Origin of the sequence: Nocardia vaccinii NBRC 15922, assembly GCF_001613305.1 — a bacterium.
GTDB classification, from domain to species: Bacteria; Actinomycetota; Actinomycetes; order Mycobacteriales; family Mycobacteriaceae; genus Nocardia; species Nocardia vaccinii.
In genome coordinates this window covers 24,663-37,817 of the sequence record NZ_BDCC01000037.1, presented here as the reverse complement: position 1 = coordinate 37,817, position 13,155 = coordinate 24,663, and the positions used below count along the sequence as shown (strand labels likewise).

At 67.5% G+C, this 13,155-nt stretch carries 11 protein-coding genes; 4 read left to right on the top strand and 7 right to left on the bottom strand.

Going from position 1 to position 13,155, the window contains the following annotated elements; translation table 11 throughout:
- Nucleotides 1-15: 15 nt before the first annotated feature.
- The 5 genes from NV1_RS24415 to NV1_RS24395 all read right to left on the bottom strand — a co-directional run bounded on the left by NV1_RS24415 (nt 16) and on the right by NV1_RS24395 (nt 6,853).
- Nucleotides 16-1,668 carry a sigma-54-dependent Fis family transcriptional regulator gene (locus NV1_RS24415; RefSeq protein WP_067895687.1) on the bottom strand — a complete coding sequence of 551 codons (1,653 nt, stop codon included), beginning with the start codon at nt 1,666-1,668 and terminating at the stop codon, nt 16-18.
- 244 nt (nt 1,669-1,912) lie between these two features.
- Entirely contained in the window at nt 1,913-3,022 is a 1,110-nt protein-coding gene (locus tag NV1_RS24410) for an NDMA-dependent alcohol dehydrogenase (RefSeq protein ID WP_067895680.1), read from the bottom strand.
- Between the two features lie 26 nt (nt 3,023-3,048).
- Nucleotides 3,049-4,560: an aldehyde dehydrogenase family protein gene (locus tag NV1_RS24405; RefSeq protein WP_067895670.1), complete on the bottom strand. Its 1,512-nt coding sequence runs from the start codon at nt 4,558-4,560 to the stop codon at nt 3,049-3,051.
- A 189-nt stretch (nt 4,561-4,749) separates the two neighbouring features.
- Nucleotides 4,750-5,799, bottom strand: coding sequence for an NAD(P)H-dependent amine dehydrogenase family protein (locus NV1_RS24400; protein WP_067896031.1), 1,050 nt, complete (start codon nt 5,797-5,799; stop codon nt 4,750-4,752).
- 49 nt (nt 5,800-5,848) lie between these two features.
- A complete protein-coding gene (locus NV1_RS24395) occupies nt 5,849-6,853 on the bottom strand; it encodes an aromatic ring-hydroxylating dioxygenase subunit alpha (protein WP_067895668.1) in 1,005 nt (334 codons plus the stop codon).
- A gap of 166 nt (nt 6,854-7,019) precedes the next feature.
- Here NV1_RS24395 and NV1_RS24390 point away from each other — a divergent pair, with 166 nt between their 5' ends.
- A complete protein-coding gene (locus NV1_RS24390; RefSeq protein ID WP_067895665.1) occupies nt 7,020-7,637 on the top strand; it encodes a TetR/AcrR family transcriptional regulator in 618 nt (205 codons plus the stop codon).
- Between the two features lie 115 nt (nt 7,638-7,752).
- Here the strand turns inward: NV1_RS24390 and NV1_RS24385 are convergent, their stop codons facing one another.
- Complete coding sequence (locus tag NV1_RS24385; RefSeq protein WP_067895662.1) at nt 7,753-8,763, bottom strand: GlxA family transcriptional regulator; 1,011 nt, start codon at nt 8,761-8,763, stop codon at nt 7,753-7,755.
- 70 nt (nt 8,764-8,833) lie between these two features.
- On the opposite strand from NV1_RS24385, the gene NV1_RS24380 reads away from it, so the two are divergent.
- Nucleotides 8,834-9,796 carry an NADP-dependent oxidoreductase gene (locus NV1_RS24380; protein ID WP_067896028.1) on the top strand — a complete coding sequence of 321 codons (963 nt, stop codon included), beginning with the start codon at nt 8,834-8,836 and terminating at the stop codon, nt 9,794-9,796.
- Nucleotides 9,797-9,858: 62 nt separating this feature from the next.
- A complete protein-coding gene (locus tag NV1_RS24375; protein WP_084525729.1) occupies nt 9,859-10,386 on the top strand; it encodes a P-loop nucleotide/nucleoside kinase family protein in 528 nt (175 codons plus the stop codon).
- Between the two features lie 33 nt (nt 10,387-10,419).
- Here the strand turns inward: NV1_RS24375 and NV1_RS24370 are convergent, their stop codons facing one another.
- Entirely contained in the window at nt 10,420-11,439 is a 1,020-nt protein-coding gene (locus tag NV1_RS24370) for an alpha/beta hydrolase (protein WP_067896023.1), read from the bottom strand.
- 295 nt (nt 11,440-11,734) lie between these two features.
- Here NV1_RS24370 and NV1_RS24365 point away from each other — a divergent pair, with 295 nt between their 5' ends.
- Nucleotides 11,735-13,153: a condensation domain-containing protein gene (locus NV1_RS24365; protein WP_067895659.1), complete on the top strand. Its 1,419-nt coding sequence runs from the start codon at nt 11,735-11,737 to the stop codon at nt 13,151-13,153.
- Nucleotides 13,154-13,155: the final 2 nt, after the last annotated feature.

The window sequence follows — 13,155 nt, the reverse complement described above, 5'->3', positions numbered from 1 at the left end:
CCGCACCCGCAGCGCTCAGCGTTCGATGATGCGCAGCGCTCGTAATCGCGCGTACAGGGTGGTGCGGCTGATGCCGAGTTCGTTTGCGGCCCTGAGCTTGTTGCCGTCGTGGCGGCGTAATGCCTCCACGATGACGTCCCGTTCGGCGCGTTCGCGGGCGGACAGGCGGCGGGCGCGGGAGGCCACCCGATACCGCTCGGGCAGATCGTTGACGGTGACGTCGCCGCGGCGGCGGTGCTGCAACACGTGAGCGAGCACGGCCCGGAGCTCGTGCAGATTTCCCGGCCACGGCTGTGCGCCCAGGAGTTCGAGCACACTGGGCAGCAGGCGGATGTCCGCGGCCGGATCCAGTTCGCGCAGCATGCGAGTGGTGATGGCGGCCAGGTCGGCAGCCTGATTGCGCAGTGGTCTCAATTCCACGCGGTCGGGACACATCGCGGCCAGGGTGGCGGGGCCGCCGGTGAGGGTGTCCGCCGGCAGCGAGGTCAGGATCAGGCGCGGCCGATCCCGGGAGTCCAGCGCCTCGGCGAGGATGTCGGCGATCGGATCCGGCAGGAGGTTGACGTTCTCCACACAGACGGTCCCGATGGGAGAGTCGAGCCGAGACAACAGCCGCCGCACCCACGGTTGGGTACCGCTGCAGGCGATTTCGGCGCAATTGTGGAATTCGACCTCATCCGCGCGGGCCAGTCGCCTGGCCTCGGTGCTGCGCCCGGTGCCGCGGTCCCCGGTGACCAGAACCGGATCGGGGCGCACGGCGGCGTGCGCGACCGGCGCCCTCGGCGTGGCCCTGGACACCGCGGGCCGCTCGTCGACCGGGTCGAGGTGGAACAGGGTGCCGGTGCCCGCACCGGGAACCCGGGCGAGCCCGACCCGCATCCGCGCGCCGGAGGATACGGCGATGTCCACAGTGCGCGGCCGGGAGGAGGCTTCCTCGGCCAGCATCCGCAGCACCGCGTAATCGGGCGGGCCGAGCAGATCCAGCGCGGCACGGTTGGTGAGCACCATGTCGTCGCCGATGGCCGCGATCGCGCGCCGCTGTCGCGAGACCGCCTGGAATGCGGTGAGCAGCACTCGTTCGGACGCCTTGGCCTTGTCGAGCAGACGCTGTTCGATATCGTTCGCCGCGCGCGTGAGGAACGGGGCCAGCAGCGGGTCGGCGCGGGAACCGGCGCTGGTGATGTCCAGGACGCCCTCGAGCCGCCGGGTGACCGGATGCCAGATCGGGTGGCCGTAACAGGTGAATGTCTTGAACCGTTCGACATAGTGCTCGGCGCCGTCCACCACGATGCCCTGCCGGGTCTCCAGCGCCGTGCCCAGGGCATTGGTGCCGACCGCCTCCTCGGCCATACTCACCCCGCCACGGATGCCGAGGGTGTCCAGGGTCGACTCGACGCGCGGATTGTCGAACCAGCGATAGACGAGCCGACAGTCGCGGTCGGCCAGCAGCAGACTGTACGCGGTGCCGGTCAGCGCGGCCGACATCTGGTCCAGCACCGCCGAGGCCGCGTCGAACAGTTGACTGCGCGGATCGAACTCCTGTGCGGGCAGATCGGTGAATCCGTCGAATTCCGGTGCGACTCCGCAGAGTCGGGATCGCTTCCAGGACAGCTCGATCTCCGACCGTGGCACGGGCGTGCATAGCTGTCCGGATTGCCGCGCCCTCATGCCTGCTCCCTTGCGTTCCGCGAGACACATCGCGTCGGCTGCCCGATCGTTTTCGCAGATCAGGCAAGGATATCAACGCTGATATGTGCTACGTCACTTTCCGTGGTTCCGGGAATTATCCGTGACCGGACACCCGGTGCGGTGTTCAGGATCTGAACACCGCACCGGCCGGGAGCGCCTCGGAGCTCAGCGCGGACGACGAGGATCGGGCGTCCGGGTGAGATCCGTTGTGCCGTGCCGCCGCTCAGGCGTGCACGATGATCCCGCGGATGTTCTTGCCGTCGCGCAGATCCTGATAACCCTGGTTGACATCCTCGAGCCGGTACCGGGTGGTGATGAGCTCGTCGAGCTTCAGCTGGCCCGCGTCGTAGAGGCGCAGCAGCTTGACGATGTCGTACTGCGGGTTGCAGGAGCCGAACAGGCTGCCGGTGATGGTCTTCCCGTTCAGCGTCAGCATGGCGCCGGAGACGTGCACGGTGGCCTTGGCCGGATCGGCCAGTCCGGTGATCACCACGGTGCCGCCCTTGCCGACGATGTCGAACGCCGCGGAGACGACCTCCTCGGTGACCGTGCCGACGGTGATGATCGCCTGATCCGCGCCCTGTCCCCAGGACAGCTCGGTGACCTTTGCCGCCGCCTCCTCCGCACTCGCGAAGGCATGTGTCGCACCCATTTTCAGCGCGGTATCCCGCTTGAACGCGATCGGGTCGACCACGACCACGTACTTGGCCCCGGCGTGCACCGCGCCCTGCACCGCGTTGATGCCCAGGCCGCCGATCCCGTACACGACGGTGACGTCGCCGACGCGGACGTGACCGGCGTTGGTGGCGCTTCCCCAGCCGGACGGCACACCGCAGCCGACCACGACCGCGGTGTCCAGTGGTAGCCACGGGTCGATCTTCACCACCGAATGCTGCGAGACCGTCGCCCGCTCGGCGAATGTGCCGAGCATGCACATCGCGCCGAAATCCGTTCCGCCGGAATGGAACCGGAAGGTGCCGTCGGGCATGCAACCGTCCAGGATGGTGGCGCCCATATCGCAGAGGTTCTGTCTGCCGGTAGAGCAGTAGCGACAGGTGCCGCAGTTCGGGATGAAGCTGCACACCACGTGATCGCCCGGGACGACCTTCGTGACGCCCGGGCCGACCTCCTCGATGACGCCCGAGCCCTCGTGGCCGCCGACGATCGGATAGCGCGGCGGCAGATCGCCGTCGGTCAGATGGAGATCCGAATGGCACAGACCCGCGGCGGTGTACCGGATGAGCACCTCGCCGGGACCGGGACCATCCAGGTCCAGTTCCATCAGCTCGAACGGCTTTCCGGCTTCCAGGAGGACTGCTGCTGTGGTTTTCATGGTTCTTCTCCAGCAATGAGTTTCGGTCAGAGTGCGATGTTGACGGCCTTGGTCTGCAGATACAGATCCATTGCGGCCGAACCCATCTCGCGCCCCCAGCCGGATTGCTTGTAGCCGCCGAACGGCAGTGCGGTGTCGAAGCCGTTGTACTGGTTGATCCAGACCGATCCGGCCTTCAGTTGCCGGGCCACCCGATGCGCCCGGGAGATGTCCCGAGTCCAGATCCCCGCGGCCAGGCCGTAATCGGAGTCGTTGGCCGCGCGCACCGCGGGTGCGATGCCCTCCTCGGCGTCGAACGGCAGGGCCGCGACCACCGGTCCGAAGATCTCCTCCCGTACGATGCTGAAATCCGGTCGCACATCGACGAATACGGTCGGTTCGACGAAATATCCCCTGTCGCCGAAACGCTTTCCGCCGGTCAGCGCGCGTGCTCCGGCGGCGGTCCCGGCCTCGAGGTAGCCGGTGACCCGGTCGAACTGTTCCTGGGATACCAGCGGTCCGAGTTGGGTGGCCGGATCCAGGCCCGGCCCGATCTTCACCGCCGCCGCGGCCTCGGCGACCGCCTCGGTGAACTCGCCGAAGATCTTGTCCTCCACGAACAGTCGCGTCCCGGCGACGCAGCACTGGCCGTGGTTGAACAGCCACGCGTCGAGCGATCCGGCGACCGCGGACTCGAAATCCGCGTCCGCGAAGACGATATTGGGGCTCTTGCCGCCCAGCTCGAGCGACACCTTCTTGAGGTTGCCCCGGGCCGCGTCGACGACCAGCTTGCCGACCTCGGTGGATCCGGTGAACGCGACCTTGTCCACCGCGTCGTGCGCGGACAGCGCCGCCCCGGCGTCGCCGAATCCGGTGACGATGTTGACCACACCGGCGGGGAATCCCGCCTCCTGGAACACCTCTCCCAGCAGTAGCGCGGTGAGCGGGGTCTGTTCGGCGGGTTTGAGCACCACGGTGTTCCCGGCCGCCAGTGCCGAAGCGAGTTTCCAGGAGGCCATCAGCAGCGGGAAGTTCCACGGGACGATCAACCCGCAGACCCCGACCGGCTCACGCAGGGTGTACGCGTGGAACTGGCTGCCCGGCGGGGTGAACGGCATCGACACGTTCACCGTGGAGCCCTCGACCTTGGTGGCCCAGCCCGCGAAGTACCGGAACACATCCGCCGCCCATGCGACGTCGACCGCCGTGGCGACCCCGGCGGATTTGCCGTTGTCAAGCGATTCCAGTTCGCCGAATTCCTGTGCGCGCTCGGTCAGGATATCCCCGACGCGCCACAGCAACCGCTCGCGCTCGTTGGGTCTCATCCACTGCCACGGGCCCTCGTCGAAGGCAGTACGGGCCGCGCGCACCGCGCGATCCACGTCGGCGGCCTCCCCGTGCGCCACCTCGGCCAGCACCTCGCCGTCGGCGGGGTTGTGGGTCGGGAACGTTCTGCCCGACACCGCGTCGACCCACTCGCCGTCGATCAGCAACTGTTTGCGACCGGACAGGAACGAGCGGATGTCGGCGCGGATCGGGTAATCGGAGACCACCGTCATCGAAACCTCCTGAGTACATCGTGATGTGACACAGGCCATACTGCGTCGGACGGCGACGGCCGAGATGTACAGAAACTGAACAGGGTTTCGCGGTGGTCGTGGACCGGAATTCGGCAGCGGTGCCAGCTGGAGCCCGGTCTGCGCGTGTGGGCCGGGGGTGGCGTCGGTGACCGGTACGTCGCCGAGCGCTCAGTCGGCGGCGGCGAGCGGTCCGTCCTGCTTGAAGCGCCCCGCGAATCCGCGCAGCGGCAGATCGGCGCTGGTGAGGATGCCCGGCGGGGCGGCGACCACCGAGCGGATGGCGTTGAGTGCGGGCAGTCCGGTGACGGTCATGCCGATCGAGGCGAACGCGGCCGGATCGGACAGGTCGACGCCGGCCTTGGGGAAGATCATGTGCTTGCTGTAGATGCTGGGATCGCCGGTGATGTGGGTGATGTAACAGCCCTTCACATCCCATTTCGGGTCGGTGTGCGGGGTCATCTGCCATTCGAGGTGCGATTCGATCCGGGGCTGCCCGTCCACGATGCCCCGATACTTGATGTAGTTCCCGCCGAGTGAGCCTTTCGGCAGCTGGTACCAGCCCAGATCCACGTCCCGGGTGCACGCGCCGAGCTCGTAGTCGAAGGTGACCTCGTCCAGCTCCAGTCCGAAGCAGTCGGCCATCAGGTAGACCGAATCGGCGAACACCCGGGTGAACTTCTCCAGCGAGGCCGGGAGCGAGGGGTCGTCGACGGGGTTGCCGTAGCCCACCTCGATCCAGGTCGCCGCCGAATGATGGCAGGACACGTCCACCGACTCGATGACGGTGACGTTCTCGATATCCGCGACGTCGCAGGAGTGCGTCACCCCGAGGATCTGGCACAGGCCCGGATTCATACCCGTCCCGTAGAACGTGGAACCGCCACGCTCACAAGCGGATTGCAGGACCTCGCTGACCTTGCGCCCCGAGGGATGCGGGTGGTTCTGGTCGCGGTGGTGCCCCGTGATCCAGTCGGCCGTGGTGACGATATCGATGCCCGCCTCGAGTACCTGCTCGTAGAGGGTCTCGTCCGGAAACACGCCGTGGAAGGTCATCACATCGGGCCGGGCGGCGATGATCTCCTCGACGGTGCCGGTAGCCCGCACACCGAGGGGCGCCAACCCGGCGATCTCACCGGCGTCGCGGCCGACCTTCTCCGGTGTGTAACAGTGCAACCCGATCAATTCCAGGTCGGGCCGGTCGGTGATGCGCTTGATCATCTCGGTGCCGACATTGCCTGTGGCAACCTGGAATACGCGGATCTTTTCGTCAGTGCTCAAGGGGGACACGACCTTCCGTCGTCGGGTAGAACTGTTCGGCCCACTGCCGCAGCGCGCGGAATCCGTCGAATTCCTTCTGCGACAGCGCGGGTGGATCGGAATAACGCTGATGCGACCAGATGTGGATATCGGCCTCGAACTGGTCGATGACGCCCTGGGCGAGGCGCTGGGCCCGCTCGGCGGCCTTGGGGTGCTCCTGCCCTTCGGGCCGGCCGATCCACACCGAGAACCGCACGTCGCAGGTGTTCTCGTCGACCGGGGTGACCGCCGAGAGGGTGCGGTTGTCGATCATGCCCCAGCTCTTGGTCACCGCGGCACCGAGTCCGGCGTTGATCGCCTGGACGCCACTGCGGATGTCCGCGGCGGCGGTGTCGTCGAAGGCGATGGTGAAGTCCACATAGGAGACCGGCAGGTCGAAGTCCTGGCGGGTGAAGGTCGGGGTGATCGGCACCTTGTGCACGTATTTGAAGTGGGCGAAGTCGACGCCGTTCTCCATGATGTACTGCGGGTGCAGTTCCAGGCTCTGCCGGAACAGCGTGGACTGCGGATACGCCGGATAGTAGTCCGCGGCGCCGCTGCCGTCGTCGAAGCCGGTGAATACGTCCGGAACCTCGAAATGCGGTGCGCGACCGTGGATATCGTGCCAGATCCAGATCGATTCGTTGCGCTCGACGACCGGGTAGCTGCGGATCCGGCGGCCCTTGTTCGGATGATTCTCGTAGGGGACGCAGACGTTGCGGCCCTCGTGATTCCACTCCCAGCCGTGGAACGGGCACACGATTCGATCGCCTTCGACGTGGCCGCCGAATCCCAGGTGCGCGCCGAGATGTTCGCAGTAGGCGTCCATCACCGCGACCCGGCCGTCCGTGGATCGCCACGAGATCATCTCGGTGTCGAAGTACTTCATCCGGTGCACGTCGCCGACGCCCACCTCCGCGGACCACGCAACCTGGAACCATCCCGTCGGCTTCATCGATAGGGGTGGTCTGGCCATGACGAATCCTCTCGGCCGGGGCTGTACGGAGGTTTATAGTAGAACCCTCTGTGAAACTATACAAGAGGGGTCTGTCAAACGTGAACGATAGTTCGGCTCAACGGTTTCGGCAGGCCGTGCGGGATCTCGCGGCCGGTGAGGAAGGGCGATGGCTAGAGTTCGTGCAATGACCGAGGCGGGCGCGACGGGCAGGCGCAGCAACAAACGGGGGCTGGCGACTCGCGAGAGCATGCTCGAGGCCGCGCTGCGGGCACTGGCCTCCGGTGATCCGGGCGCGGCCTCGGGGAATCGGATCGCCAAGGAGATCGGCGCGACCTGGGGCGCGGTCAAGTACCAGTTCGGTGATATCGATGGACTGTGGGCCGCGGTGCTGCACCGCACGGCCGAGCGCAGGGGAGATCTGCCGGTGCGGATCGGGACCGGGGCCGGCCTGCGTGAGCGGGTCACCGAGATCGTGGAGGGGATGTACGCGGGTCTGAGTTCGACCGATGCTCGCGCGATCGAGACGTTGCGTGCGGCGCTGCCGAGGGATCACGCCGAACTGGAACGTCTGTACCCGCGCACGGCGACCGAGCTCGCATCCTGGCAACCGTTGTGGCAGAACGCTTGTCAGAACGCCTTCGCCGATCTGAACATCGACCCCGCGCGCATCCGCGAGATCGCGACGCTCATTCCCGGCGCGATGCGCGGAATCGTCTCGGAGCAGCAGCTGGGCAGCTATTCCGATCTGGACGAGGCGCGCCGCGGCCTGGTGAACGCCATCGTCGCCTACCTGGAGAGCTGATCGCCTCGATCGTCACGACCGGGATCGATCGCCTGAAATGCGCTGGGCTGGAAATGTTTCCGAGCAGTGCGGAAGATCGTGCGACGGTATCGGCAGCCGGGTGGAACGGCCGAACTCAGTGTGCTGCCGTGACCGGCGGGGCCTCGGCGCGGGTGCGGAAGGTGCGGCGGTAGGTCAGTGGTGCGACGCCGATCGCGTCGTGCAGGTGTTGGCGCAGTGAGGTTCCCGTGGCGAAGCCGACCTCCGCGGCGATCCGGTCGACGGGCAGATCGGTGCTCTCCAACAGTTCCCGAGCGCGGAAGACGCGCTGCTGGATGAGCCAGCGGCCGGGGCTCGTGCCGACCTCGTCGCGGAACCTGCGGGCGAAGGTGCGCCCGCTCATGCGCGCCCGCTCGGCCAGATCCGACATGGTCAGGGGCAGATGCAGATTCTCCAGGGCCCAGTGCCGGGCCGCGGCCGTGCCCGCGGAGGTCTGTGCGGGCACCGGCTGTTCGATGTACTGCGCCTGACCGCCCTCCCGCCACGGCGGCACCACGCACCGGCGCGCGACAGTGTTCGCCACCTCGCTGCCGTGGTCCTTGCGAATCAAGTGCAGGCACAGGTCGATTCCCGCGCTGGCGCCCGCCGAGGTGAGGATGTCGCCGTCGTCGACGTAGAGCACGTCCGGGTCGAGGCGGACCCGTGGGAACGCGCGGCGGAAGATGTCGGCCAGATTCCAGTGCGTCGTGGCGGGGCGGTCGTCGAGACGTCCCGCGGCGGCCAGGACGAAGGCCGCCGTGCAGATGGACACGGTCCGGGCGTTCGGGCGGATCAGCTCGAGCGCATCCGAGACCTGTTGCGGCAGTGCGAGTATCGAGACCTCGTCGGGCTCGTCCGGGCAGCCGGCCAGGCCGATGTGACAGGGCGGGATCACCACGGTGTCGGCGGTGCGCAGGACGCCGGCGTGATGTGTGACGGCGATCGAGAAATCGCCCTCGGTGCGGACCGGATGTCCGTCCACCGAACAGGTCAGCACCTCGTAGCGGCCGTCGGCGGAGCCGAATACCCGGTTCGCGATGCCCAGTTCGAACGGGTACACGCCGTCCAGTGTCAGGACGGCCACGCGATGTGGCGCCGAACTCGTCATGGCGCGATCATATCGAATATTGGCAATTGTGCCATTTTCTCCCGGGGCGAGCGGCGGCAGGCTGAACGTCATGACGACAACGGATATCCCCGCCACGATGCGCGCGATCGGCCAGGACACCCTGGGTGGCCCCGAGGTGCTGCACGAGATCGAACGTCCCGTACCGCGGCCGGGGCCGAGCGAGATCCTGGTGCGGGTCCATGCGACCGCCCTGAATCCGACCGATTGGAAACATCGCGCCCTGCCCGGGATGTTTCTGCCCGGCCCGCCGTTCGTCCTGGGCTGGGACGTCTCGGGTGTTGTGGTGGCGGTCGCGCGAGGCGTCACGCTGTTCGCGCCCGGTGACGAGGTGTTCGGCATGCTGCCCTATCCGCACGGCCATGGTGCCGCGGCCGAATACGTCACCGGCCCGGCCCGCGCCTTCGCCCACAAGCCGCGCGCTCTGGACCACGTGCGGGCCGCCGCGGTGCCGCTCGCCGCGCTGACTGCCTGGCAGGCCCTGGTGGATACCGCGAATGTGCAAGCGGGACAGCGTGTTCTGGTACATGCCGCAGCCGGCGGGGTAGGCCACTTCGCGGTGCAGATCGCCAAGGCCCGCGGGGCGTACGTCATCGGGACCGCTAGTGCGGCCAATCACGAATTCCTGCGCGGGATCGGTGTGGACGAGGTGATCGATTACCGCACAACCGATGTCGCCGCGGCGGTGCGGGAGGTCGATGTGGCGATCGACCCGCTCGGCACCGAGAACGCACTCGCCTCGATCCGCACCCTACGGCCGGGCGGTATCGTGATCTCGCTGGTGGGCGCGGATCCCGAACGCATCCGGGAAGCGGCGGCCGAGGCCGGCGTGCGAGCGGTGAACATGCTGGTCGAGGCCGACCACGCCGGGATGTCCGAACTGGCCCGGATGGTGGACGAGGGAACGCTGCGGCCGACGATCGCGGGAACCTTCCCGCTCGCCGAGGCCGCGGCTGCGCACGCCCTCGGCGACACCGGCCGCACCGTCGGCAAACTCGTGCTCACCGTGCCCTGACGGACGCGGTGGGCTCGACGACTCCGCGACACGTACCCCTGACGAGCGGGCAGGATGGGCGAATGCCCGAACTGCTGGTGATGGTGAACGGCCTGCCCGGATCGGGCAAGTCGACCCTGGGGCGAGCGCTGGCTCGTGAGCTCGGTGCCCGGTTCCTGTCGAAAGACGCCGTGAAGGAGGCTCTCGCGGCGAGCGTCGACGGAGCCGGTGCCCTCTCGGCGCTGGGCGGCATCGCCATGGACACGGTATGGGCACTGGCACCAGCGATGTCGAATGACGTCGTGATCGATTCGTGGTGGTTCGCGCCGCGTGATCGAGCCTCGGCTCGCTCCGGTCTCGCCGCGGCAGGTGCCGCCCGCGCCGTCGAAATCTGGTGCGATGTGCCTGCCGAGATTGCCCGGGTGCGCTACGAGAGTCGCGACCGTCCCGGCCTGTATCGGGACCGGGAGCACCTGGTCCGCGACTGGGATGCCTGGGCGGCGCAGGCCGAACCGCTCGGTCTGGCTGCCGCCACGATTTCGGTCGACACCTCGGGCCCGGTCGACTGCGCACTGCTCGCCGAACGGGTCCGATCGTCTGTCTGCTACTGAATTCTTCTGTGGGGGTGCGGGTTTCGATACGGGCTATGCTGTTTGCAGGGCTCGGCCGAACAGGGGCCAGGAGTTGTGCAGGTCCTCTTGCCAATAGCCCCAGGAGTGGGTGCCTACCCGGCGGAAGTCGAAGGTTGCCGGGATGTGGAGTCGGGCGAGGCGGTCGTGCATGCGGTGCGTGCACTGGTTGGTGGCGGCCTCGAGGATGGCGCCGCTGGTGAGCTGGGAGGCGAGTTTGCCGGGATTGTCGTGGATTCCGGGGCCGTTCAAGGTGTCCAGCGGACCGGGGAGACCGGTGCCCGAGGAGACGTAGATTGCCGTGCCGCGCAGGCGATCCGCGTGAATGTACGGGTCGTTGGCAGCCCAGGCCGGGTCGCCCGGCGGGCCCCACATATTCGTCACGTTACCGGCCCAGCGGCCGACCACGGCGGTGACATACGCCTCGCCGAGCGGATTGCTGGTCTGCGCGCAACCGCTGTACGCGCCGATCGCCTGATACAGACCGGGTTGATCCAGGGCGAGCTGGAATACCGACGTCCCGGCCATCGAGATCCCGGCCAGCGCATTCTTGCCGGTGCCGTCGAACGTGGAGTTCACGATCGGCGGCAACTCCCGGGTGAGGAAGGTGCTCCACCGCTGCTTTCCCAGAACGGGATCGTCGGAGCGCCAATCGGTGAAGTAACTCCCGCGCCCGCCCAGCGGGATCGCGACGGTGACCTGTTTGTCGGCGAAGAAATCGGCGATATCGGTCTGCTCGGTCCAGCTCGAATCGTCGACGCCTCCGTTCGCCCCGTTGAGCAGATAAAGTACCGGCGCGGGCTTCGAATGATCCGGGGCGCGAAGCACTTTCACCGTGATCACCGAATTCATCGCCGCCGAGTACACCCGCATGTTCACCATCCGGCCCGCATCCGGGGTGAGGTTCACCAGATGGGAGCCGTCCACGGCGGGCCGTGCGGCGGTGGTGAGCGCCGGAATCGAGGCCGGCGCAACCGGATCCGCGCCGGCCGTGCCGGCCCAACCCGCGGCCAGCGCCACCACGGGCGCGAGCATCGTCGCCTGTCGGCCGCGCAACCGTGACCTGCGTGGTGCGGAATGTTTGCCCACCTGCTCCTCCCCGGAGGTTCCGTTGGCCTGTTCGTGGCAACGGTAGGGATGAATCATGAAGGGCGGCAATCCCTATCGGCGATGATTGGAAACAGATGCCGCCTCCGGCGCCGGGTGCTGTCAATCGTCACAACATTGCCTCCGACGTGTGGTCCGGGTTCATACGGCTGTCGTTGACTGGCCTGGTGCCGCCCGGAAATCGGGCGGCGACACCTCCTGACGCTGTGAATCGAGGGCACTCGTGGTCAATTTCGGTTTCTTCGACGACTGGCACCCACAGCCGGGCCGGGTCACCAGCTGGAGCGTTCCGGCGACGGCGCTGGCCGTGATGCGGGACGCGCCGGAGCACCCGATCCCGCCCTCGTACCAGCAACAGGAATATCTGCGTACGACCCGCCGCACCGCAGCCGCGGGCCACCGCGCGTCGCGGCTGTGCATGATCGCCTACGACATTCCGGGCAGTCCGGACATCGATGCGATGACTCGCGCGGTCACCGCCTTCGTGCGCCGGCACGAATCGTTCGCCAGCTGGTTCACCGTGGAAGCGGACGAACGGGTGGTGCGGCACGTCGTCGACGCGGCCATACTCGAACTCGTGCCGACCGAGTACGGCGATTTCGCCGACAGCGATGCGATCCGCCGACACGTACAGGACACCACACCCGATGCGCTGCACTGGAATTGCTTCAGCTTCGGGATCATCGAGCAGGAGCAGGCGTTCACCGTCTACGCCGCGGTCGACCATCTGCACACCGACGGCGTCGCGCAGGCGCTGACGTGTGTGGACCTGCTGATGCTCTACGGCGCGGAACTGTCCGGCACCGAGCCCGCGCTCGCGCCGGTGGCCGGACATCTGGCCTACTGTGCCCGCGAACGCGCCTACAACGCCGAACTCACCGGGCAATCCCCGCTGGTCACAACCTGGCTGGAGTTGTTGCAGCGCAACGGCGGACAGATGCCGACCTTTCCGTTGTATCTGGGCGCCGCGAACACGCAGGGATATGTCCGCGGCGCGGTGCTGACACTGCCGCTGTTCACCGAGGCCGACGCGCTGCGTTTCGAACAAGCCTGTGAGCACAGCGGCGGCCGGTTCCTCGGTGGGCTGTTCGCGGCGCTCGCGCTCACCGAGGTCGAATTGACCGGTAATGACTGGCATTTCATCCTCAGCCCGGCCAACACCCGCAGCACCCCGGGCGAGGCCGGCGCGGTGGGTTACTACACGAATCTGCTGCCGATCGCCTTCGACGTGCCGCCCGAGTCGCGGTTCACCGACCTGGCCGCCGTCGCACAGGAGGCCGCCGATCGGGCCAAGGAGCTCACCGATGTCTCCCCGCACCGGGTGCTGGAACTGGCCCCGCCGGAGCTGGGCCTCCGCGTGCGGCCGGGCTGGGCGGCGATGATGCTGTCCTACGTCGACGTGCGCAAGATCGCCGGGGTGGAGATGTTCGACCGGATCAACGGCGGTCTGTTCGGCAACCGCGCCGCGGCGAGCGAGGTGTACGTCTGGATCAACCGGTTCCCGGACGTCACCACGTTGAGCCTGGTCTTTCCCGACACCGAGGACGCCGGCGAATCGGTCGGACGGTACGTCAAGACGCTCACCGAGATCACCGCCGCGGTGGCCGGCGCCGGTGACTACGCCCTGCGGGTCGACGCCTGACC

Bases quoted from the DNA above. Each gene is read 5' to 3' on its own strand.
- NV1_RS24415 (WP_067895687.1), bottom strand. From the start codon at position 1,668: ATGAGGGCGCGGCAATCCGGACAGCTATGCACGCCCGTGCCACGGTCG.
- NV1_RS24410 (WP_067895680.1), bottom strand. From the start codon at position 3,022: ATGAAAACCACAGCAGCAGTCCTCCTGGAAGCCGGAAAGCCGTTCGAG.
- NV1_RS24405 (WP_067895670.1), bottom strand. From the start codon at position 4,560: ATGACGGTGGTCTCCGATTACCCGATCCGCGCCGACATCCGCTCGTTC.
- NV1_RS24400 (WP_067896031.1), bottom strand. From the start codon at position 5,799: ATGATCAAGCGCATCACCGACCGGCCCGACCTGGAATTGATCGGGTTG.
- NV1_RS24395 (WP_067895668.1), bottom strand. From the start codon at position 6,853: ATGGCCAGACCACCCCTATCGATGAAGCCGACGGGATGGTTCCAGGTT.
- NV1_RS24390 (WP_067895665.1), top strand. From the start codon at position 7,020: ATGACCGAGGCGGGCGCGACGGGCAGGCGCAGCAACAAACGGGGGCTG.
- NV1_RS24385 (WP_067895662.1), bottom strand. From the start codon at position 8,763: ATGACGAGTTCGGCGCCACATCGCGTGGCCGTCCTGACACTGGACGGC.
- NV1_RS24380 (WP_067896028.1), top strand. From the start codon at position 8,834: ATGACGACAACGGATATCCCCGCCACGATGCGCGCGATCGGCCAGGAC.
- NV1_RS24375 (WP_084525729.1), top strand. From the start codon at position 9,859: ATGCCCGAACTGCTGGTGATGGTGAACGGCCTGCCCGGATCGGGCAAG.
- NV1_RS24370 (WP_067896023.1), bottom strand. From the start codon at position 11,439: ATGCTCGCGCCCGTGGTGGCGCTGGCCGCGGGTTGGGCCGGCACGGCC.